The following is a 19,921-nucleotide window of genomic DNA, read 5'->3' as shown; positions in this document are numbered from 1 at the left end:
GCGTTTTCGATACGTCCTGACAACATCGCGACGCGTTGGCTGAACGCATGATCGCGCTCAGTCTCAGGGAGATCGCCGAAGTCGTCGGCGGAACGGTCGAGGGCGACGACGCCGTGACCGTGACCGCGCCTGCTGTGCTCGACGGCCGCCGGGCCGAGCCGGGAGGGCTCTTCGTCGCCTTCGCCGGCGAGCAGGCCGACGGCCACGACTACGCCGTCCAGGCCGGCCGGGCCGGCGCGGTGGCCGTGCTCGGCTCCCGGGCCACGCCGCTGCCCACCGTCGTCGTCCCCGACGCCCGGCACGCGTTGCAGCGGCTGGCCGCGCACGTGGTGGCACGGCTGCGCGGCGGGCTCACCGTCGCGGGGGTCACCGGTTCCCAGGGCAAGACCGGCACCAAGGACCTGCTGGCGGCCGTGCTGGCGAGCGCCGCGCCGACGACCGCCACGACCGGCTCGTTCAACAACGAGCTCGGCGTGCCGCTCACCATGCTGCGCGCCGGAGCCGCCGACCGGTACCTGGTGCTGGAGATGGGAGCCCGCCACGTCGGCGACATCGCCGCGCTCACCGGCCTGGTCGCGCCCGACATCGCCGTCGTCCTCAACGTCGGCCGGGCCCACCTCGGCGAGTTCGGCTCGCGCGGGGCCATCGCGACGGCCAAGAGCGAGCTGGTGCGCGGGCTCGCTCCCGGCGGCACCGCCGTCCTCAACGCGGACGATCCGCGCGTGGCCGGAATGCGCTCGCTCACCGAGGGTCCGGTCCTGACGTTCGGCCGGAGCGAGCACGCCGACGTGCAAGTGCTCTACCTCGCCCTGGACCGGCTCGGCCGGCCGTCCTTCACCCTGCGGACCGCCGACGCCTCGGCGGTCGTCGCTCTCCCGCTCGTGGGCGCCCACCAGGCGCTCAACGCGGCGGCGGCCGCGGCGGCGGGGCTGGCGGCCGGGGTGCCGCTGGTCGCGGCCGCGTCGGCGCTGGCCACCGCGTCGCTGTCGAAGTGGCGCATGGAGCTGCGCGACCTCGCCGGCGGCGCGACTCTGCTCAACGACTCCTACAACGCCAACCCCGACTCGACCCGCGCCGCGCTCGACGCGCTGGCGGCGATCGAGGGCGGGCGCCGCATAGCCGTCCTCGGCGAGATGCTCGAACTCGGCGAGGCCAGCACGGCCGAGCACCGCGCCGTCGGACGGTACGCCGCCGCCCGCGCGGACGTGGTGGCCGTGATCGGCGAAGCCGCCCGGCCGATGGCCGACGGTGCCGGAGAGCGCGCGGTCGCTCTGGCCGACAACGACGCCGCCGTGGACTGGCTGCGCGGCCAGCTCACGGCGGGCGACGTGGTGCTGGTCAAGGCCTCCCGGGGCGCCCGCCTCGACGAGGTCGCCGCGGCGCTCGCGTAGACCGGGCGCCGCGTGGACCGGGCGCCGCGTGGGCTCAGCCGCTGCGCCGTTTCATGTAGAGGTCGAAGGCGCGGTAGACCATCGGTCGCAGCGGCAGGTCCCACTCCCCCACGTACCGCACCGCCTGGCCGCCGGTGCCGACCTTGAACTGGATCAGCCCGACGTGCGGGTCGGCGGCATCGAGGGTCGGTGTGATGCCGCGCAGGTCGTACACGTCGCAGCCGGCCGCCAGCGCGTCGCGGATCATCGCCCACTGACAGGCGTTGGAGCCGCGCACCTCGCGCTTCTCGGTGGAGGATGCGCCGTAGGTGTACCACGCGTGGGCGCCGACGCGGACCAGGATCGTGGCGGCGACCAGGTGTCCCCGGTGGCGGGCCAGATAGAGCCGGATCCGTTCTGGGTCTTCGGCTCTCATCGCCGCGAACATCGTCTCGAAGTAGCGCAGCGGCCGGGGTGTGAAGCGGTCGCGCTCGGCGGTGTGGACGTAGAGGTCGTGGAAGGCCTTCAGGTCCTCGCCGACCGTGACCTCGACGCCTTCCTTGGCCGCCTTCCTGATGTTGCGGCGCCAGAGCTGGTTCATGCCCCTGAGCACGTCGTCCTCGGTCTTGCCGGCCAGCGGGATCTCGTACGTGAACTGCGGTTGTCCGGCGCCGAAGCCGTTCTCAGGGTTCCGGGGCAGCCAGCCCGCGTCCCTGAGCTGACGGGTCACGCCGGCACCGAGCGCGTCGGGCCGCTCGCCGGTCATGGCGGTCATGGCGGTCATGGCGGTCAGCCGGGTGGTGCCCGCGTCGGCGATGCCTTCCTTGACCTGCGCCGCGTCCCAGGTGTGCGTCCGCACCGGCGGAGCGAGCCGGATCGCGAACGCGCCGCGCGCCCTGAGGTGGGCCGCCAGCGGGGCGAGCCAGTCGGCGATCTCGCCGGTCCAGTCGATGACCGGTCCCCCGGGCAGGTAGGCCAGGGTGAAGCGGTCGAGGCGCGGCACCGGGCGGTGCAGGACGAGCGCGGCCCCGACCAGCTGCCGCCCGTCGTACCAGCCGAGGGACTCGCTGCCCCACTCGGTCTTGACGCGCCCCCACGCCGGGGTCTGCAGGAAGCTGACCGAGCGCTGTGCCTGGACGAAGGCCAGGTGGTCGGCGGCGCTGATCGGCACGATGGCAAGACTCTTGCTAGGGGGCATCTGCCCAGTCAAGACGGCCGCGTGTTGCCGGCATGTACGCGGTTTTCGATATGGCGACGATATGTTCCGGCGTTCGCCGCCCAGGTGACGGCGGCGCTCGGCTGAGAGGATGGAGGCGTGGCCATCATCGACGAGTCAGTTCGCGGCACGCCTCATGCCGCGCTGAGTCACGATGTCGCCTTCTACTCCGGATACCGGCAGGCCGGGATCGCTCCGGCGGAGCATCGAGGGCTGCCCTCGCCCTACCTGACGCTGATCGTCACCATCGACGAGCCGCTGAGCGTCGCCGCGCATCCCGATCCGGAGCAGGCGCCCGGGGATTTCGGGACGCTGCTGGGCGGGCTGCACACCTCGCCGGCGACGATCGTGCACGAGGGGCGGCAGTCCGGGGTGCAGCTCATGGTGAACCCGCTGGCGGCGCGGGGGCTGCTGGGGATGCCGGCCGGAGCCGTCGCGGGCGTCGACGTGGCGGCCGATGAGGTGCTGGGGCGGGATGTGGCGGAAGTGCAGGAACGGTTGCGGGAGGCGGCGGACTGGCCCGCGCGGTTCGCGGCCGTCGACGCGTGGCTGATGCGGCGGCGGGCCCTGGTCGACGCGCGGCGCCCGGTGGCGCCGGAGGTGGAACGCGCCTGGCGGAGGCTGGTGACGTCGGGAGGAGCGGTCCCGGTGCCGGAACTGGCCGACGAGGTGGGGTGGAGCACACGGCACCTGGCGGCGCGGTTCCGCCAGGAGATCGGTCTGACGCCGAAGGCCGCGGCGCGGGTGGTGCGGTTCGATCGGGCGCGGCGGGCCTTGGCGGCGCGGGTGCGCGCGGCGCGTCCGCACGTCGCCCCCTCCCGCGGCCTGGGGCTGGCCGATCTCGCCGCCGAGCACGGCTACTTCGACCAGGCCCATCTCGACCGCGAGTTCCGGGCGCTGGCCGGATGCGCGCCGGTCGCCTGGGTGGCGGAGGAGTTCCGAAACATCCAAGCTGCGCGGCACGCCGGCGGGTGAGGCTGGGAACAGATCCCGATCCGAGGAGGCCGATCCCGATGACCGACCAGACGACGACCGACCAGACGACGCCCGACGTGACGACGACCGGCCAGGCCCCGACCGGCCAGACGACGACCGGTCAGACGCCCGCCCCGCAGGTGTGGCCCACGCTCCGGGCCCGCGACGCCCACGCGCTCATCGCGTTCCTCTCCGACGCGTTCGGCTTCGTTCCCACCGTCGTCTACGCCGAGGGCGACACCGTCAGCCACGCCGAGCTGGCCTGGCCCGAGGGCGGCGGCATCATGCTCGGCAGCGTGCGCGAGGACGCGTGGGCGCTTGAAGCCGGGTCGTTCGGCGCGTACGTGGTCACCGACAAGACCGACGAGCTCCACGCCCGGGCCAAAGCCGCCGGGGCCGAGATCATCAAGGAGCCCTTCGTCACCGACTACGGTTCGCGGGACTTCCAGGCCCGCGATCCCGAGGGGAACCGCTGGTCGTTCGGGACATACCGCGGACATCCGCTCAAGGGCGAGTAGCCAGGACCTCGGCCGCCGGCGCGAGAGGAAGCCGCACCTCGACGCGGAGACCGCCGGCGGCCCGCGACGTGAGCGTGAGGGTCCCGTCGTGGGCTCGGGTGATGCCCCGGACGATGGCCAGGCCGAGGCCGACCCCCGCGTGGTCGCTGTGGACGCGGCCGGTGCCGCGCCGGAACGGCTCGGCGAGGGTCGCGACCAGCTGGGGCGTGAGCTGCTCACCGGTGTTCTCGACGGTCAACACCACGCTGTCGGGGTCGGCATGGGTCGTCACCCACACCGTGCCGTGCTCGGACAGGTTGTGGACGATCGCGTTGTGCACGAGGTTCGTGACCACTTGCAGCAGCAGCGACGAGGAGCCGATCGTGGGCGTCACATCGCCCGAGGTCTCGATGGCGAGGCCGTGTTTCTCCGCGAGCGGGAGCAGCGTCTCCGTGGCTTCCTCGGCCAGCAGGGACAAGTCGACGGGCTCTCGGGGGAAGGACCCCTGGTCGGCGCGGCTGAGCAGGAGCAGCGCCTCGGTGAGGTCGATCGCCCGGGCGTTGACCGTGCGGAGACGTTCGTCGAGCTCGCTGCCGTCGCGCAGCGGGTCGCTGCGGGCCGCGTCGAGCAGCGCCTGCGTGATCGCCAACGGGGTGCGCAGTTCATGAGAGGCGTCGGCGGCGAACCGCTGCTGTCCCTCGACGTAGGCCTCCAGCCGCGCGAGCATGCCGTCGAAGGCGTCGGCGAGTTCCCGGAACTCGTCGCTGCGGCCCTCCATCGCGATCCGGTGGGACAGCGACCCGGTCGCGGCCACGCGGGTGGCGTCCGTGATGCGGTTCAGCGGCGCGAGCATCCGGCCGGCCAGGAACCACCCTCCCACCAGGCCCAGGACCAGAAGGAAGGCCAGCGCCCCGGCGGCGGCGGGAGCGAAGCCCCGCATCACGTCGGAGCGGCTGAGGCCACCGATGATCACCGGACCGGGGAACGCCTCCTTGATGAGGCGGGGGTCCTTGGTCGGCAGCCAGCGCAAGACGAAGACCCACGCCACGGCCACCAGGAGAAGGCCGGCGAGCATGACCAGGCCGGTATAGCTGAGCATGAGTTTGCAGCGGACGCTCCGACCCGGTGCTCTGTCCACGGCTCTATCCACGGCTCTATCCACGATCCCCTCCCCCGTGACCCTCGGTGTCGATGCGGTAGCCGACACCGGGCACCGTGGCGATGACCCAGGGCTCGCCGAGCCGCTTGCGCAGCGCCGAGACCGTGATGCGCACGGCGTTGGTGAACGGGTCGGCGTTCTCGTCCCAGGCCCGTTTCAGCAACTCCTCGGCACTGATCACCCCGCCCTCTGCGGCGATCAGGACTTCGAGCACCGCGAACTGCTTCCTGGTCAGCGCGACGTAGCGACCGTCCCGATAGACCTCGCGACGGAACGGGTCCAGGCGCAGGCCGGCGATCTCCCGCACCGGAGGCCGGCTGTGGGCGCGTCTGCGGTCCAGGGCCCGGAGCCGCAGCACCAGTTCCTGCAGCTCGAACGGCTTGGTGAGGTAATCGTCCGCCCCGAGCTCGAACCCGGACGCCTTGTCGTCGAGGCGGTCCGCCGCGGTGAGCATCAGGATCGGGATCCCGCTCCCGGAGGCGACGATGCTCTCGGCGACCTCGTCCCCGGAGGGCCCGGGGATGTCCCGGTCGAGGACGGCGATGTCGTAGGCGTTGACGCTCAGCAGCTCCAGCGCCGTGTCGCCGTCGCCGGCGATGTCCGCGGCGATCGCTTCCAGGCGCAGTCCGTCGCGGATGGCCTCCGCCATCAAGGGCTCGTCCTCAACAACCAACACGCGCATGTTCACCAGGCTACGAGCCGACGCATATCGTCGGCGTACCGAAAACTGTATGTGTGCTCTCCCCGGAGGTGTTTGTTACATGACCATCATGATCCGCCGCGCCGAACTCCCCGCCGAGGCCGGGGAAATCGCCAAACTGCTCGTGGACTACATGACCGCGGCGCTCCGGGAGCTCCACGAGACCTTCGGCATCGAGGACTCGCCGACCGACGTCTCCGGGCTGCGTGATGCGGTGCTGGAGTACGCCGATCCGTCCAAAGCCCTGTTCGTGGTGCAGGAGGAGACCGGCCGGCTGGTGGGGGCGGCGGGGCTGCGCACCCTGGAGCCGGGCGTCGTCGAGGTGAAGCGGATGTACGTGGTGCCCGAGTGCCGCGGCCTGCGCGTCGGCTCGCGGCTGCTGGACCGGCTGCTCGACGAGGCCGGGCGGATGGGTGCGGCGACCGTGCGGCTCGACACCGCCCGGTTCATGGCCGACGCGCAGCGCCTGTACCGGTCGCGCGGGTTCGCGGAGCGGACGCCCTACCCGGGGACGGAGATCCCGCCGCACCTCCAGCAGTACTGGATCTTCTTCGAGCGCCGCCTCGCGGCGACCGCGGGGCCCCGGGAGTAGCCCCGCGGATCGGATCAGGCCGGCGAGAGCACAGACTCCAGGTACGCCATCGCCTCGCCCGGCTCGTCCACGAACTGCACCAGCTCGGCCAGGGGCAGCGGCAGGAAGCCCTCAGCCTCCATGCGCCGGAACTGCTCCTTCAGTCCGTCGTAGAACCCCGCGGAGTTCAGCAGCACGACCGGCTTGGCGGTATGGCCGTGCTTCTTCAGCTCCAGGATCTCGGTCGCCTCGTCCAGCGTCCCGGTGCCGCCGACCATGATCACGACGGCGTCCGCCTGTTCCAGCAGCTGCTTCTTGCGCTCGGCCAGGTCGGCGGTGACGATCATCTCGTCGGCGACCGCGCGCGCCTTGTCCGCCAGGAACTCCACCGACACGCCGCAGAGCTTGCCTCCGGACTCGTGGACGCCGTCCGCGACGACCTTCATCAGGCCGACGTCCGATCCTCCCCAGACCAGGGTGTGGCCGCCCTTCCCGAGCCGTTCGGCGAAATCCCGAGCCGGAACGGTGTAGCGCTCGTCGAGGTCGGCGGCGGAAAGGAAGACGCAGATACGCATGGGATCACCGTACCCGCGCTCGGACACGCTGCGCGGGTAGCCTTCTGACATGGCACGCGACGAGCGCGGGGTCACCCCGCAGAGCGAGGACTTCTCCTCCTGGTACAACGAGTTGGTCACCAAGGCCCAGCTGGTCGAACGCGGCCCGGCCAAGGGCACCATGGTCATCCGACCGTACGGGTACCGGGTCTGGGAACTGCTCCAAGCCGAGCTCGACCGGCGGATCAAGGACACCGGGCACGAGAACGCGTACTTCCCGCTGTTCATCCCGGAGTCGTACCTCAAGCGCGAGGCCGAGCACGTCGAGGGCTTCTCCCCCGAGCTCGCGGTCGTCACCCACGCCGGCGGCAAGGAGCTGGAGGAGCCGCTGGTCGTGCGGCCGACGTCGGAGACGGTCATCGGGGAGATGATGGCCCGCTGGGTCTCCTCCTACCGGGACCTGCCGCTGCTGCTGAACCAGTGGGCGAACGTGGTGCGCTGGGAGCTGCGGCCGCGGATGTTCCTGCGCACGACCGAGTTCCTGTGGCAGGAGGGCCACACCGCGCACGCCGACGAGGCGGACGCGATGCGCGAGACGCTGCAGATGCTCGCCGTCTACGAGGAGGTCGCGCGGGACATCGCGGCGATCCCCGTGGTGCCCGGCGAGAAGACGCCCGGGGAGCGGTTCGCCGGCGCGGTGCGGACGTTCACCATCGAGGGCATGATGCGCGACGGCAAGGCGCTGCAGTCCGGGACGTCGCACTACCTGGGCACGAACTTCGCCGAGGCGTTCGGCATCCAGTTCTCGAACGACGCCGGGCAGCTGGAGCTGTGCCACACCACGTCCTGGGGCATGTCGACCCGGATGATCGGCGGCGTCATCATGACGCACGGCGACGACAAGGGCCTGGTGCTGCCGCCCCGGCTGGCGCCGTACCAGGTGGTGATCGTGCCGATCGCCCGCGGCGACCAGGGCGAGGCGGTGCTGGCGGCGGTCCGGGGGCTGGCCGCCCGGCTGAAGGACGCCGGGATCCGGGTCCACGTCGACGACCGCCCGCAGGTCTCGCCGGGGTTCAAGTTCAACGACTGGGAGCTGCGCGGCGTCCCGCTGCGCCTGGAGATCGGCCCCCGGGACCTGGCGGCCGGGACCGCCCTGCTGGCCCGGCGCCTCGGCCACGAGGGCAAGACGGCGATCCGCCTCGAGGACGCGCCGGAGGTGCTGAAGCAGGAGCTGGAGGACTTCCAGACGTTCCTGGTGCAGCGGGCGACGGAGTTCCGCGAGTCGCGGACCAGGACCGTGGATACGTGGCCTGAGTTCACCGACGCCGTCGCGAGCGGCTGGGCGCGGGCGCTGCACTGCGGGCGCCCGGAGTGCGAGGACGAGATCAAGGCGGAGACCGCGGCCACGCCGAGGTGCATCCCCCTGGCGGGAGCGGCGGACTCGGGGACGTGTGTGCGGTGCGATGCGCCGTCCGCTTACGGGAAGCGGGTCCTGTTCGGCCGCGCCTACTGACGCCCCCCGGTTCACGCGCCCGGATTCACGCGCCCTATGAGGAGGTGTCGACCCGCCGGAGATCGAAGCGGTGAAGGTACGAAGTGCTTGCCAGTTACACCACAGCCGCGAGCGGCTGCCGGGAATCGAACCCGGGCCTCCAGTTGGGAAGACTGAAGTATCCCTCACCTGCGCACCCGGCGGGCGCGACATCGCCAACGGTAAAGCTCTGAGGCCCTCGCCGCCAGCCGATATCGGGTCAGGGGTGGTCCAGCAGCGCCGGGCACCCGTGCGCTGAATAAGAACCCTGGTATTCGAAATGCCAGGGTTCGTTCTCGTAGCGTCGGCAGAGTCCGTACTTCCCAGCGCTGTGCTCCAGCCAGGCGGCGGCTGACGGCGGGGCCACGTCGACGGCGGTGCCGGCCACGTGGGCCGACTCGGCGGGCGGCAGGGCGTGCCGGCGTGCGGCCTCGGCCGAGCCGGTCTGGGCGACCCAGCAGTCGTAGACACGCTGCTGGTAGGCGGCCGAGCGGTAGCCGGAGTTCACGGTCAGCGCGACCCCCGCGTGCCGGCCCGCCTGCTGCGCTTCGGTGAGGGCGGCGCGGGTCGGGGCGGTCAGGCCGGAGACCGCGCGCGCGGCGTCGGCGGCGGTGCCGTGGTCGATCTGGTCACACGAGGTCTGCCCGAGAACCGGCCCGGTCGCGCGGTCGTGCAGGGCCCAGGCGGCGGCGCCGGTGGCGGCGACCGCGGCGGCGGTGGTCAGGGCGACGGCCCGGATGCGTCTCATGGAGGCAGATCACCACCCCCGCCGTGAATGTAGGGTGATCGATGTCGCTCACCTGCTGCTCACATCGGGTGTGGCAGGCTCGCGGCGGGGCCGGGCGCATCGGCCCGTCGCGGAAGTAACGGGCAAGGGGAGCTGGACCGGTGCGGGTTCTGGTGGTCGAGGACGAGGTGATGCTCGGCGACGCCATCGCCGAGGGGCTGCGGCAGGAGACGTTCGCGGTCGACGTCGTCACCGACGGCGCGGCGGCCCTGGAGCGGCTGGCGGTGAACGCCTACGACGTGGTGGTCCTGGACCGCGACCTGCCGGTGGTGCACGGCGACGAGGTGTGCCGGGCCATCGTGGACGGGGACGGCGGCGAGCGCGTGCTGATGCTCACGGTGTCCACCACGCTGGCCGAACGGGTGGACGGCCTCAGCCTGGGCGCCGACGACTACCTGGCCAAACCGTTCGCCTTCGCCGAGCTGGTGGCCCGGATCCGGGCGCTGGGGCGGCGCTCCCGCCCCGCGGTGGCCCCGGTCCTGGAGCGCGCCGGGATCCGTCTGGAGCCGCGGTATCGGCAGGTCACCCGGGACGGCCGGCACATCGTGCTGGCCCGCAACGAGTTCGCGGTGCTGGAGGAGCTGCTGCGTGCCGAGGGCGCGCCGGTGTCTGCGGAGGAGCTGCTGGAACGGGCCTGGGACGAGAACATCGACCCGTTCACGACGATCGTGCGCGTGACGATCCGGTCGTTGCGGCGCAAGCTCGGCGACCCGGCGGTGATCGAGACGCTCACCGGCGTCGGGTATGTGATCCGGTGAGCGGGGGAAGCGGCCGGCGCCCGGTTGCGGACCCGGCAGATCCGGCGGACCCGGCGGACCCGCCTCGTCTCGCGGCCCCGCCGGGCCGGCGGCCGGCTCGGGAACCAGGCGTCCGCGCCCCCAGCCTCCGTTTCCGCCTGGCCCTGGTGTTCGCCGCGCTGCTGTTCGGCCTGATGATCGTCGCCACCGCGGGCGTGACCAACCTGTTCCTCGGCTACGCCGCGTTGTCGGCGGTCTACCAGGTGCGACAGGTGTTCCTGATCGGCGGCGGCCTCTACCTGGCCGCGCTGGCCGCGGCCTCCTGGGCCGGCGGCTGGTTCGCCGCCGGGCTGGTGGTGCGGCCGCTGGAGCAGCTGGCGGACGTGATCGACACGGTCACGGGCAGCCGGATGAACGTGCGCGTCGGGCACCTGCGGGGACCGCGGGAGATCCGCCGGGTCACCGAGGGCCTGGACGCCATGCTCGACCGCCTCGACGACGCCTTCACCGGCCAGGACCGGTTCATCGCCAACGCCGCGCACGAGCTGAAGACCCCGTTGGTGATCAACCGGACGCTGGTCGAGGTGGCGATGAACCGCCCCGGCGCGCCGGACGCGGTGCTGCGCCTGGGCGAGAACCTGCTGGAGGTCGGGACCCGGCACGAGCGCCTGATCGACGCGCTGCTCATGCTGGCCCGGGCCGAGCAGGCGCCGGCCCTGCACGTGCCGGTCGACCTGGCGGAGCTGGCGGCCTCCGACGCCGCGCTGACGGTGGTGCGCGCGGAGGCGGTCCGGCGCGGCGTCCGCGTGGCGGACGACCTGGAGCCGGCCGAGACGCACGGCGATCCGGTACTGCTGGCGCACGTGGTCCGGAACCTGGTCGACAACGCGGTGCGGTACAACGTCGAGGGCGGCGTGGTGCGGGTGCGGACCGGGCCGGCGCCGGGTGGGGCGAGCCTCGTGGTGGCCAACACCGGGCCGCTGATCGCGGCGCACGAGGTGCCGATGCTTTTCGAGCCGTTCCGGCGGCTGACCGACCGGGTGGGATCGGCGCACGGGAGCGGGTTGGGGCTGTCGATCGTCCGGGCGGTGGTGCGGTCGCACGGCGGGCATCTGCAGGCGGTGCCGCGGGCGGAGGGCGGGCTGGTCGTGACGGTGACGTTGCGGGGTTGAGGCGTGGGCACGGTTCGCGCGGGCCCAGCGCTGACAGCACCGCCGGCGACGACGGCGCGGCGGCTGCCGGTCAGTGGCATCGGCCGGCGGCCCTCCGCTCACTGATCACCTTGTCGGCACCCTGGCGGTAGTCGGCGAGCGTCGCGGCGTCCGGCACGAAGCGCCACTCGCCGCCTTCGTAGACGACGCCGGCCGTGCCGGTCGTCGAGGCCTGATGCCAGGTGACGCTCACCATGGTGGTGCCGACGGGGACGGTCGAGTCGATCGTGTAGGGGACGCCCAACGCAGGGCGGCACTCGGTGTTCAGGCGGACGAAGTCGGACTGACTCAGAGCACTGCGGGCGGTGGAGGACCACAGCTGCCAGGCCTGGGCCCAGCCGCCGCCGGCCAGCAGGCCGAACTCGCGCTGCGCCACTGACACCCCCTGCCGGGACTCCGGTCGGGGTGCGGGTCCGGAGCCGACTTCGCGGGGGTGGGACTTGGTCGACCAGCTCGCCAGCAGGGCGTTGGCGGCGATCACCGCGGCGACGACCGCGAGGAGGAACCACCAGCCGCCCGCCCGGCCGCGAAGGGCGTACCACGGGTGGCTGTCATCGAGGTCGCCGGCCGGGTCGAGGCCGCTCAAGCCGTCGAGCTCTTCACTGGACGCCACGGATCGTTCCTCCCTCCCGCAGCCGAACCCACAACCCGAAGCCGAAACCGAAACCGAAACCAACCGGAACCAACCGGAACCAACCGGAACCGGGGCGGCGGGCCGGCACACGCCGCCGCCCCGGGCCGGGGCTCAGTTGGTCAGCCGGTCGGTCCCGTAGTGCAGGACCATCGACTGGTTGGCGTCCAACGTCAGGTCCGCCGTGAAGCGGAGCGAGTCGCGGATCTGGGTGAGGCTGATCGCCGAGCTGGGCTGGCCGCCCCAGCGGTAGGTGAACGTGCCGCCCGGCGGGACCTGGCGCTGGGCCAGGGTCACGTCGTGGAAGCCGAGGCGGGCGATGTAGAACGACGTCCCGTCGCCGCGCGGCACCTCGACGTAGTCCTGCTGCGGGTGGCCGTAGGCTACGGACGCGCCGTAGCCGTGGTCGTCGGAGCTCGACGCCGCGCGCCAGATCAGCACCGCGCAGTCCGTGGACAGGGTCTGGGTGCTGGTGTTGGTGAACGTGAACGTCCAGTCGCCGTACCACTCGTTGCCGGCGAAGGACACCGACTCGGACAGGCCCACGTTGCTGGTGAACGCGGTGTTCAGGGGTTCGCTCAGGATCGGGTTGGCGCCGCTGATCGGGTGGTCGACGCCGGTGGCGCAGCGTTCCAGCGGTGAGCTGTACTGGGACGGGGAGCCGGTGGGCACGGCCTGCGTGTAGGTGGCCGGGCCGGAGGAGACCGCCGTGGTGGTGTTGCTGTCGGCGACGGCGCTGCCGCCGGTGCCGACGGCCGCGATGCCGGCCGCCAGGGCGGCGGCGGCCAGCCCCGCGGCCAGCCCCCGTCCGGTGGAGATGCGTTGCATGCGGGAGTCCTTTCTCCATGCGGTAGAGCTCAGGACGGTCCCGGCCGGCATGCCGGGACCGGGGTGGTGCCGTGGCAGGGCGCCGTGCCCCTCCTCGGGAGCAGAGCGCTGACAGCCGCCCCACGTCCTCCGCCGACGCCGCCAGATGTGAGTGAGGGATGAAGGTGGCGGCGTCGTCGTAGGCCCGCACGTCACGGGGAAGCGTGAAGTGTTGTCGATCCGCGTATTCGTGGTTTGCCATGCGGATAACGGGTTGTCATGGAAGGTCTACTGCTCCCCGTCGGCGGCGTCAAGGCTTTCGAGCGGCTTGGTCTAGTCCATTAGGTCTAGACCCATGTCAGCGACGCGCGAGAAAGGGGCAGTCCAGGGGCGTGCAAGGGGCGGCCGATGTACGCGGCGCGGCCGTGGTGGTCGAGACGCCGGCCCTGCGCTTCACTCGAAACATGACCGAATCAGACATCTGGTTTCAGGACCCGTACGCCGCTTCCCGGGACGGCCGCCGGCCCGGCGGACCGCTTTTCGTCCCCGCCCTCGACGCCTGGGTCGTCGCCCGGCACGACGACGTCCGGGAGGTGCTCCGCCGCGCCGACGACTTCTCCTCGGCGAACACCCTGCCGATGGACGAGCACCTCGCTCCGGCCGTGCGCGCGGAGCTCGCCGACAGCGTCGGCGGCCGACGCGTGGTGGTGAACTCCGACGGCGCCGAGCACCGCCGCTACCGCGCGCCGCTGCTCGCGGGCCTGACTCCGGCGCGCGTCGAGGCCGCCGCCCCGTTCGTCGCCGAGCAGGCGGCCCGGCTGGTCGACGGGTTCGCCGGCTCCGGGGAGGTCGAGTTCGTGGGCGGTTTCGCGGCTCCGCTGGCCGCCGGCGTGATCGGCCACCTGATCGGCCTGGACCCCGAGGACGTCGCCCGCGCAGTCCACGGCACGGCGCAGGCCCTGGTCATGCACTTCCTCCCGGTCGGCGAGGACCGGAAGATCGCCGCCGCGCGCGACTTCGCGGCGATGCGCGCGATGTTCGACGACTTCGCACGGCGCCGGCGCGCCGAGCCCCGGGACGATCTCGGCACGTCGCTTCTCACCGCACTCGCGCCCGGCACCGGCGAACTGACCCTCGACGAGCGCCACGAAGTGGTGTCGAACCTCCAGAACCTCTTCATCGCCGGGTTCATCACCGCCACCCCGCTGCTCGGCACCATGGTTCTCAACCTCCTGCGTCATCGTGAGCAGTGGGAAGCCCTGTGCGCCGAACCGGATCTGATTCCGGGAGCGGTGGAGGAAGCCCTGCGGTACGACACCTCGATGCAGAGCGTCCGCCGCGTCACGAAGGCGCCCGTCACCCTCGCCGGCGTCGAGATCCCGGCCGGGGCGACGCTGATGGTCATGCTGGCTTCGGCGAATCACGATCCAGCCGTCCACGAGCGCGCGGACGAGTTCGACATCACCCGCGCGGGCGGCGGCCAGCTGTCCTTCGGCCACGGGCCGCACGCGTGCGTCGGCGCGCAGCTGTTCCGCGAGGAGGCCGGGGCGACGTTGCGGACGCTTACCGAACGCCTGCCCGGACTGCGCCTGCGGCCCGAGGAGCCTGGGACCATGGGCCACACCGTGATCCCCCGCGACGGCTCGCTCCAGGTGCTGAACCTGGTCTGGTAAGTAGCCTGATACAAGAAGGAGCCGGCAGGGATCGGGTCCCTGCCGGCCGATTGCCTCCCTGGCTCAAAGTGTTGTCATGGGCCGCTCACCAGATACGCGACGTTGTGACTCGGCGTCACCTGTCCGCCGTTCTCGTTGATCTGATGGTTGATCGTCCCGTCGCCGCCGAGCACCGTCGTCACCATGTCGTGGAACGCGATACCCGAACCACTCGGGGTTTCGATCGCGTGGTCCAGCACTACCGACGGATTGTCGCGGAGGTAGGCGTAGACGCCCAGACCCCACGCCTGGTGCGAGGTGACCGAGGAGCCGACCTTGTAGGAGGCGTAGCCCAGGGTTCCTCCTCCGGGCGTCCAGCTGCCCTGGTCGGGGACGTCGTAGGGCGTCTCGCTCTGGTAGAAATACGTCCGCCCGCCGTTGCCGAACCACTCGGTCTGGTACTGCTCGTAGTGCTCGACCGCCAGGCCGTACATCGTCACGTCGGCGCCGTTGACGATCAGACCGTTCGCCGCGGGGTTGGTGTTCCACCCCACGCCGTTGCTGTGGTCGGCCCGCCAGAGCCACAAGTCGTCGCCGATCACGTCGTTGCTGTTCACCACCAGGCTCTGGGTGGCCCGCGCGGCTTGGTCGCCGCCGACGCGGAAGTACACGTCCTGCAGCACGGTCGGGTTCGCGGCGTGGCTGACCCCGGACGTGGCCGGGCCGATCTGCATCAGCACGTTCGAGTTCGTCGTGTTGGCGCTGATCAGCAGTCCGGCGATGTCGATCCCATCCACGTCGGCGGTCGTGATCGCCGCGTTGCCGTTGTCCGGGACCAGGGTCGCCAGTCCCAGGCCGAGCACGACCGTGTTCGGCGCCGTGATGTTCAGCGCCGAGGCCAGGTGGTAGACGCCCGGCGTCACGATCAGGCTCTTGCCGGCCGACAGGGCGGCGTTGATCGTGGCCGACGTGTCTCCGGGTTTGACGATGGAGAACTGGCTGACCGGGATCGAGGTGCCGGCCGGGGTGCCGTTCGTCCAGTCCGGCCCCTGGGCGTTGGTGCGCAGCGCCGGGACGAACACCTGCCAGGTGCCCGCGGAGTCGATGTAGAGGAAGGGCTTCTCGCGCAGCGTGGGGGTCTGCGCGACGGTGGTGTACGGCGGGTTCGGGAACGTGGTGGACGGGGCGTTGGTGTCGCCGACGAAGACCATGTTCCAGTTCGACCCGTTCCAGCCGCCGTTCATCGCCGTGTCCTGGGTGAGGAACTGCTGCTGCGTACCCGAGCTGATCTGCCCCGACACCCGGGAGTCGCCGACGTAGCCGCCGCTGGACCAGTTGCCGCCGCTGCCGTGCGTGTTGTCGTAGAGCAGCAGCCCGCCGTGCACGTCCATCCGCCGGAACGGATCAGCCTGCGAGACCGCGTACATCGTGCTGCCGGAGCCCGGGCTGAGCGACATGTTCTCGACGTCGCGCCAGAAGTTCTGAGTGGCGTTGCCGTCGGCGGCGTGGCCCTGGACGTTGATGCCGCTGCCGGTGATGTCGACGGCGTCCGGTGAGAGTCCGAGTCCTGAGACTTGCGTGTAGTAGCCGACCGGGATGCTGACGTTGTAGGTACCCGGCGCGAAAAGCAGCGCGTTGCGTTGCGTGCCGAACTCGTTGTCCTGCTGCGTCGCGAAGACACTGTTGATCTTCGCCTGGATGGTCGCGGTGGGCATCGAGGGATCGAAGACGGTGACGTTCGGGCCGAAGTCCGGCGTCGGGATGCCGCCGCCCCCGGTGGTCGGGAGCGTCCACTGCTGGTTCGCGCTGCCCGCGCAGTCCCAGATCTGGGCCTGGGTGCCGGGCGTCGTGGACCAGTCGGTGTCGTCCAGGCACTTGCCGGACTGCGGGTTCAGCAGCGTGCCGTCCGCCTGCGGCATCCAGACCTGAGCTCCGGTGCCGTTGCAGTCGTACAGGTCGACCTTGGTGCCGTTCGCCGTCCCGCCGCCGTTGACGTCCAGGCACTTGCCGAGCACCTGCAGGGTGTGGCCGGCCGTGTCCACCGTCCAGTTCTGCGCGTCGGTGCCGTTGCAGGTGTAGACGGTGATCGGGTTGAAGTTGGCCGTGGACGCGGACTTGTCGTCCAGGCACAGCCCCTGGTAGCCGACGATCGGGCCGACGGGGTTCGCGGCGGCCCGCGCCTTCCCCGCGCTGGCGACCTGAGCCACCGCCAGCAGGCTCGCTATCAGGGCCAGGGCGCCGAGCAGCGCCAGCGGCAGCCGGGATCTGGCCAGACCGGATCGGGTGGCAGTCATCGGAGATCCTCCTTTGTTACAGAAACACTTCAGTAACAGCGTGTTCTGATGGGGCAGTGAAGCAGCGCGTTTCCAGCGCGTCAATGCTTGAATGGCTCTGAAACAAAGGGCTGTTCCAGGGGAGGGAGGAGCCGGTGACGGAGCGGATCACGGTCCGGGACATCGCCGCGGAGTCGGGGCTGTCGATCGCGACGGTCTCACGGGTGATCAACGCGCAGGGGCAGGTGTCGGAGAGCGCACGGCACCGGGTGGCCGAGGCCATCGGCCGGCTCGGCGGCACGGCGCCCGTGCCGCGCCCGCGGCTGCCGAAACCGGAGCTGCCGGTCCTGGTGCGCTGCCCCTACCGGCTGAGCGACTACTTCGGCGGCCTGGTCACGGCGGTCGCGGAGACGCTGGCGCTCTCGGGGCGGCAGGTGCTGCTGGACGTCGGCGACTCGCGGCTGCCGGCGCCGGTTCTCAGGGAACTGCCGGCGGAGCGCACCGTGGCCGGGGCGGTCCTGATCCTGCCCCCGGAACCGGTCGAGGACCTGGCGTTCCTGCAGCAGCGGCGCTTCCCGGTCGTGATCGTCGATCCGCGCAAGCCGGTGCCGCGCGGCATGGTGTCCATCGCGGCCGCGCACACGGCCGGCGCCCGCGCGATCACCGGGCACCTGATCGGGCTCGGCCACCGGCGGATCGGCGTGGTCTCCGGCCCGGCGGACTGGCTCACCGGCGCGGACCGCATGGCGGGCCATCTGGCCGCGCTGTCGGAGGCGGGGCTGCTCGGCAGCCCGGACCTGGTGCGGTACGGGGAGCCGGCGATCTTCACCGGTGTCGCGGCCGGCGGCGAGCTGCTGGACCTGCCCGAGCGGCCGACGGCGATCGTGTGTTTCAACGACAAGGTCGCGGTCGGGGTGTTCCAGGCGGCGGCGGAGCGCGGGCTGCGCGTGCCGCGCGACCTGGCGGTGACCGGGTTCGACGACAGCGAGATGAGTCTGGCCACCGCGCCGATGCTGACCACGGTGCGCCAGCCGCTGCCGGAGATGGGGCGGATCGCGGTGACGATGCTGACGCGACTGATCGAGGGGCAGGCGCTGGACGCGCTGCACATCGAGCTCGCGACGGAGCTGGTCGTACGGGGAAGTACCGGGGAGGCTCCCTAACTAACGCGTTTCATCTTTGTTCGGCTGGCCTTGCCCGGCGGGATCCTCGCGCTTTCCCCGCCGCGACCTACCTTCGCAGCCATGGACCACGTGCACGAAGACCCCCACTGCCAGTGCCCCCGCACTGCCGACTTCGACTCCACGGGGCCGGCGGCGACCGGCCGCCGGGCCTTCCTGCGCAACGCAGGGCTGCTCGGTGCCGGCGCGACGGCGCTGGCCTCCGGCGCCACCGTGTTCGGACCGGCGTCCTCCGCCGAGGCGGCCACCGCCGACGGCGGCGCGGCGAGCCCGTACGACGTCACCACGATCGACACCACGGCCCCCGGCGCCACGTGGCGCCCGGACGCCGACAGCGCGGTGTTCACGCTCGTCGTGATGCCCGACACCCAGTACCTGTTCGACGAGGACCGCATCCACCCGGCCCCGCTCGAGGCCTCGTTCCGCCACGTCCTCAGCGGTGGCGACGACAACGACAACATCGTCTTCCTCGCGCACCTCGGCGACATCACGCAGAACGGGCAGGCGCGCGAGTTCGCCGCAGTCGGCTCGGTGTTCGAGATGCTGGACCGCAAGGGCGCCGCGTACAGCGTGCTGGCCGGCAACCACGACGTCGGCTCCGGTGGCGACGACCAGCGCGGGGCGACCCCCTATCTCAGCACCTTCACGAAGGCGCGGGCCGCGAAGTCGGCGACGTTCGGCGGCGCCAGCCCCGACGGCTACAACACCTTTCACGTCTTTCGCGCCGCGGGCCGCCAGTGGCTGCTGCTGGCCCTGGACTGGCGGCTCTCCCCGGCCGGTTTCGCCTGGGCCCGCAAGGTGATCGCGGACCACCCCACGATGCCGGTCATCGTGACCACCCATGAGTTGGCGTACGCGGACGACGCGGGCCAGGCCCACCTCTCCGACTACGGCCGGCAGCTGTGGGACGGGCTGATCAAGGACAACGACCAGGTGTTCCTGACCCTGAACGGGCACTTCTGGCCTCCGGGGTCGACGACGCTGAGCAACGCCGCCGGCCACGACGTGCACGTCCACATCACCAACTACCAGGACCGGTACTACGGCGGCGCGGCGATGATCCGCGCCTACCGGTTCGACACGCGGCGCGGCACGATCGACGTGTCGACGTTCTCGCCGTGGATCCGCGCCATGGCCGAGGACCGCGTGAACGAGCTGGCCGGCCAGGAGATCGAGCTGACGTCCCCGGTGGACCGCTTCAGCGTGCCGATCGACTTCACCGAGCGCTTCTCCGGCTTCGCCCCCGTCCCGGCGCGGCCGGCGCGGCCCGCGGACAAGATGATGGTCCGCGGCACGGTCGCGTACTGGCGGTTCGACAACGGCGGCGGCGACGGCGCGGCAATCGGCGACAAGCAGGTCATCAGGGATCTGACCGGCAAGGGCAACGACCTGGTGAAGGAGGCCGCGTCCGGCACCACGGGCAACGCGCTCAGCTGGTCCGCCGAGCACCACCCGGACCAGCCCGGCCACGGCAGCCTGCGCTTCACCGGTCAGGGCGACCCGACGCGGGGCGCCTGGCTGCAGACCGTCCCGAACGCGCCGCTGAACGCCGCGACGTTCGACCACGGCTACACCTTCGAGGCTTTCTTCAAGCTGCCCGCCGACTGGGACTCCTCGCAGAACGCGTGGAGCGCCCTGCTGAGCCGCTGGGGTCTGAGCCGCGAGGCGGGCAAGTCCGGCGGCAACGTCGACCCGGACGAGCCGATCGCCACCCTGAGCTTGTCCGGCGGCCGCGAACTCCAGTGGTGCGTGTACCCGCTGAACCAGGCGGGATCGTCGACGAACTGGGGCCACGAACTGCCGCTGGACAGGTGGTGGCACGTCGCGGTGGTGAACGACGGCCGGCTGACCCGGATGTACGTGGACGGCTGCGAGCTGGTCCGGAACCCGTCGACGCCGGCGATCGGGCTGACGACGCTGAAGCACCCGTGGCTGCTCGGCGGGTACGAGTACGGCGGGTCGATCAACCAGGTGCACAACGGCTGGATCGGCGACGTGCGGATCACGGACCGGCCGCTGCGGGTCGGGGAGTTCATGAACGCGTAGGCGGACGGGAGGATCCGGCGACA

18 protein-coding genes and 1 tRNA gene are annotated in these 19,921 nt (G+C 71.6%); 10 read left to right on the top strand and 9 right to left on the bottom strand.

The window, feature by feature from the left end; translation table 11 throughout:
• The first annotated feature begins 47 nt into the window (after positions 1–47).
• A complete protein-coding gene (locus ABD466_RS25045; protein WP_344659603.1) occupies positions 48–1,391 on the top strand; it encodes a UDP-N-acetylmuramoyl-tripeptide--D-alanyl-D-alanine ligase in 1,344 nt (447 codons plus the stop codon).
• Positions 1,392–1,425: 34 nt separating this feature from the next.
• Here the strand turns inward: ABD466_RS25045 and ABD466_RS25040 are convergent, their stop codons facing one another.
• Positions 1,426–2,568, bottom strand: coding sequence for a lipid II:glycine glycyltransferase FemX (locus tag ABD466_RS25040; RefSeq protein ID WP_344659602.1), 1,143 nt, complete (start codon positions 2,566–2,568; stop codon positions 1,426–1,428).
• A 126-nt stretch (positions 2,569–2,694) separates the two neighbouring features.
• Here ABD466_RS25040 and ABD466_RS25035 point away from each other — a divergent pair, with 126 nt between their 5' ends.
• Together ABD466_RS25035 and ABD466_RS25030 are read left to right on the top strand one after the other, a co-directional pair.
• Positions 2,695–3,561: a helix-turn-helix domain-containing protein gene (locus tag ABD466_RS25035; protein WP_425558729.1), complete on the top strand. Its 867-nt coding sequence runs from the start codon at positions 2,695–2,697 to the stop codon at positions 3,559–3,561.
• Positions 3,562–3,599: 38 nt separating this feature from the next.
• Complete coding sequence (locus tag ABD466_RS25030; protein WP_344659600.1) at positions 3,600–4,079, top strand: VOC family protein; 480 nt, start codon at positions 3,600–3,602, stop codon at positions 4,077–4,079.
• Here the strand turns inward: ABD466_RS25030 and ABD466_RS25025 are convergent.
• Complete coding sequence (locus tag ABD466_RS25025) at positions 4,066–5,196, bottom strand: sensor histidine kinase (RefSeq protein ID WP_344659599.1); 1,131 nt, start codon at positions 5,194–5,196, stop codon at positions 4,066–4,068. The two genes, ABD466_RS25030 and ABD466_RS25025, sit on opposite strands and share 14 nt — an antisense overlap.
• Positions 5,197–5,212: 16 nt before the next feature.
• On the bottom strand, positions 5,213–5,899 hold the full coding sequence (locus ABD466_RS25020; RefSeq protein WP_344659598.1) for a response regulator transcription factor: 687 nt from the start codon (positions 5,897–5,899) through the stop codon (positions 5,213–5,215).
• 79 nt (positions 5,900–5,978) lie between these two features.
• On the opposite strand from ABD466_RS25020, the gene ABD466_RS25015 reads away from it, so the two are divergent.
• On the top strand, positions 5,979–6,509 hold the full coding sequence (locus ABD466_RS25015; protein WP_344659597.1) for a GNAT family N-acetyltransferase: 531 nt from the start codon (positions 5,979–5,981) through the stop codon (positions 6,507–6,509).
• A gap of 14 nt (positions 6,510–6,523) precedes the next feature.
• On the opposite strand, the gene ABD466_RS25010 is transcribed toward ABD466_RS25015, so the two are convergent.
• Positions 6,524–7,063, bottom strand: a complete 540-nt coding sequence (locus tag ABD466_RS25010) for an LOG family protein (protein ID WP_344659596.1) — start codon at positions 7,061–7,063, stop codon at positions 6,524–6,526.
• Positions 7,064–7,112: 49 nt separating this feature from the next.
• Here ABD466_RS25010 and proS point away from each other — a divergent pair, with 49 nt between their 5' ends.
• Complete coding sequence (gene proS, locus ABD466_RS25005; RefSeq protein ID WP_344659595.1) at positions 7,113–8,555, top strand: proline--tRNA ligase; 1,443 nt, start codon at positions 7,113–7,115, stop codon at positions 8,553–8,555.
• A 110-nt stretch (positions 8,556–8,665) separates the two neighbouring features.
• Here the strand turns inward: proS and ABD466_RS25000 are convergent.
• Both ABD466_RS25000 and ABD466_RS24995 read right to left on the bottom strand, forming a co-directional pair.
• A tRNA-Gly gene (locus tag ABD466_RS25000) sits at positions 8,666–8,729 on the bottom strand.
• A 64-nt stretch (positions 8,730–8,793) separates the two neighbouring features.
• Positions 8,794–9,321 carry a D-alanyl-D-alanine carboxypeptidase family protein gene (locus ABD466_RS24995; RefSeq protein WP_344659594.1) on the bottom strand — a complete coding sequence of 176 codons (528 nt, stop codon included), beginning with the start codon at positions 9,319–9,321 and terminating at the stop codon, positions 8,794–8,796.
• 140 nt (positions 9,322–9,461) lie between these two features.
• Here ABD466_RS24995 and ABD466_RS24990 point away from each other — a divergent pair, with 140 nt between their 5' ends.
• Complete coding sequence (locus ABD466_RS24990; RefSeq protein ID WP_344659593.1) at positions 9,462–10,118, top strand: response regulator transcription factor; 657 nt, start codon at positions 9,462–9,464, stop codon at positions 10,116–10,118.
• A gap of 146 nt (positions 10,119–10,264) precedes the next feature.
• Positions 10,265–11,269 carry a sensor histidine kinase gene (locus ABD466_RS24985; RefSeq protein ID WP_344659592.1) on the top strand — a complete coding sequence of 335 codons (1,005 nt, stop codon included), beginning with the start codon at positions 10,265–10,267 and terminating at the stop codon, positions 11,267–11,269.
• 70 nt (positions 11,270–11,339) lie between these two features.
• Here the strand turns inward: ABD466_RS24985 and ABD466_RS24980 are convergent, their stop codons facing one another.
• Positions 11,340–11,921, bottom strand: a complete 582-nt coding sequence (locus tag ABD466_RS24980) for a hypothetical protein (protein WP_344659591.1) — start codon at positions 11,919–11,921, stop codon at positions 11,340–11,342.
• A gap of 132 nt (positions 11,922–12,053) precedes the next feature.
• Positions 12,054–12,767, bottom strand: a complete 714-nt coding sequence (locus ABD466_RS24975) for a hypothetical protein (protein WP_344659590.1) — start codon at positions 12,765–12,767, stop codon at positions 12,054–12,056.
• Between the two features lie 443 nt (positions 12,768–13,210).
• Between ABD466_RS24975 and ABD466_RS24970 the strand changes: the two genes are divergently transcribed.
• Positions 13,211–14,419 (top strand): cytochrome P450, encoded by a 1,209-nt coding sequence (locus tag ABD466_RS24970; RefSeq protein WP_344659589.1) that lies wholly within the window; start codon positions 13,211–13,213, stop codon positions 14,417–14,419.
• 74 nt (positions 14,420–14,493) lie between these two features.
• Here ABD466_RS24970 and ABD466_RS24965 read toward each other — a convergent pair whose 3' ends face one another.
• Positions 14,494–16,692, bottom strand: coding sequence for a ricin-type beta-trefoil lectin domain protein (locus ABD466_RS24965; protein ID WP_344659588.1), 2,199 nt, complete (start codon positions 16,690–16,692; stop codon positions 14,494–14,496).
• Between the two features lie 134 nt (positions 16,693–16,826).
• On the opposite strand from ABD466_RS24965, the gene ABD466_RS24960 reads away from it, so the two are divergent.
• Positions 16,827–17,834, top strand: a complete 1,008-nt coding sequence (locus tag ABD466_RS24960) for a LacI family DNA-binding transcriptional regulator (protein WP_344659587.1) — start codon at positions 16,827–16,829, stop codon at positions 17,832–17,834.
• A gap of 81 nt (positions 17,835–17,915) precedes the next feature.
• Positions 17,916–19,898, top strand: coding sequence for a LamG-like jellyroll fold domain-containing protein (locus ABD466_RS24955; RefSeq protein WP_344659586.1), 1,983 nt, complete (start codon positions 17,916–17,918; stop codon positions 19,896–19,898).
• Positions 19,899–19,921: the final 23 nt, after the last annotated feature.

It is taken from the genome of Catenulispora subtropica (assembly GCF_039531675.1).
GTDB lineage: Bacteria > Actinomycetota > Actinomycetes > Streptomycetales > Catenulisporaceae > Catenulispora > Catenulispora subtropica.
The sequence above is the reverse complement of the archived record's forward strand: the minus strand, read 5'-3'. Positions and strand labels throughout refer to the sequence as shown.

Bases quoted from the DNA above. Each gene is read 5' to 3' on its own strand.
- ABD466_RS25030 (WP_344659600.1), top strand. From the start codon at position 3,600: ATGACCGACCAGACGACGACCGACCAGACGACGCCCGACGTGACGACG.
- proS (WP_344659595.1), top strand. From the start codon at position 7,113: ATGGCACGCGACGAGCGCGGGGTCACCCCGCAGAGCGAGGACTTCTCC.
- ABD466_RS24955 (WP_344659586.1), top strand. From the start codon at position 17,916: ATGGACCACGTGCACGAAGACCCCCACTGCCAGTGCCCCCGCACTGCC.
- ABD466_RS25015 (WP_344659597.1), top strand. From the start codon at position 5,979: ATGACCATCATGATCCGCCGCGCCGAACTCCCCGCCGAGGCCGGGGAA.
- ABD466_RS24965 (WP_344659588.1), bottom strand. From the start codon at position 16,692: ATGACTGCCACCCGATCCGGTCTGGCCAGATCCCGGCTGCCGCTGGCG.
- ABD466_RS24995 (WP_344659594.1), bottom strand. From the start codon at position 9,321: ATGAGACGCATCCGGGCCGTCGCCCTGACCACCGCCGCCGCGGTCGCC.
- ABD466_RS25020 (WP_344659598.1), bottom strand. From the start codon at position 5,899: ATGCGCGTGTTGGTTGTTGAGGACGAGCCCTTGATGGCGGAGGCCATC.
- ABD466_RS25040 (WP_344659602.1), bottom strand. From the start codon at position 2,568: ATGCCCCCTAGCAAGAGTCTTGCCATCGTGCCGATCAGCGCCGCCGAC.
- ABD466_RS24970 (WP_344659589.1), top strand. From the start codon at position 13,211: ATGACCGAATCAGACATCTGGTTTCAGGACCCGTACGCCGCTTCCCGG.
- ABD466_RS25010 (WP_344659596.1), bottom strand. From the start codon at position 7,063: ATGCGTATCTGCGTCTTCCTTTCCGCCGCCGACCTCGACGAGCGCTAC.
- ABD466_RS24975 (WP_344659590.1), bottom strand. From the start codon at position 12,767: ATGCAACGCATCTCCACCGGACGGGGGCTGGCCGCGGGGCTGGCCGCC.
- ABD466_RS25045 (WP_344659603.1), top strand. From the start codon at position 48: ATGATCGCGCTCAGTCTCAGGGAGATCGCCGAAGTCGTCGGCGGAACG.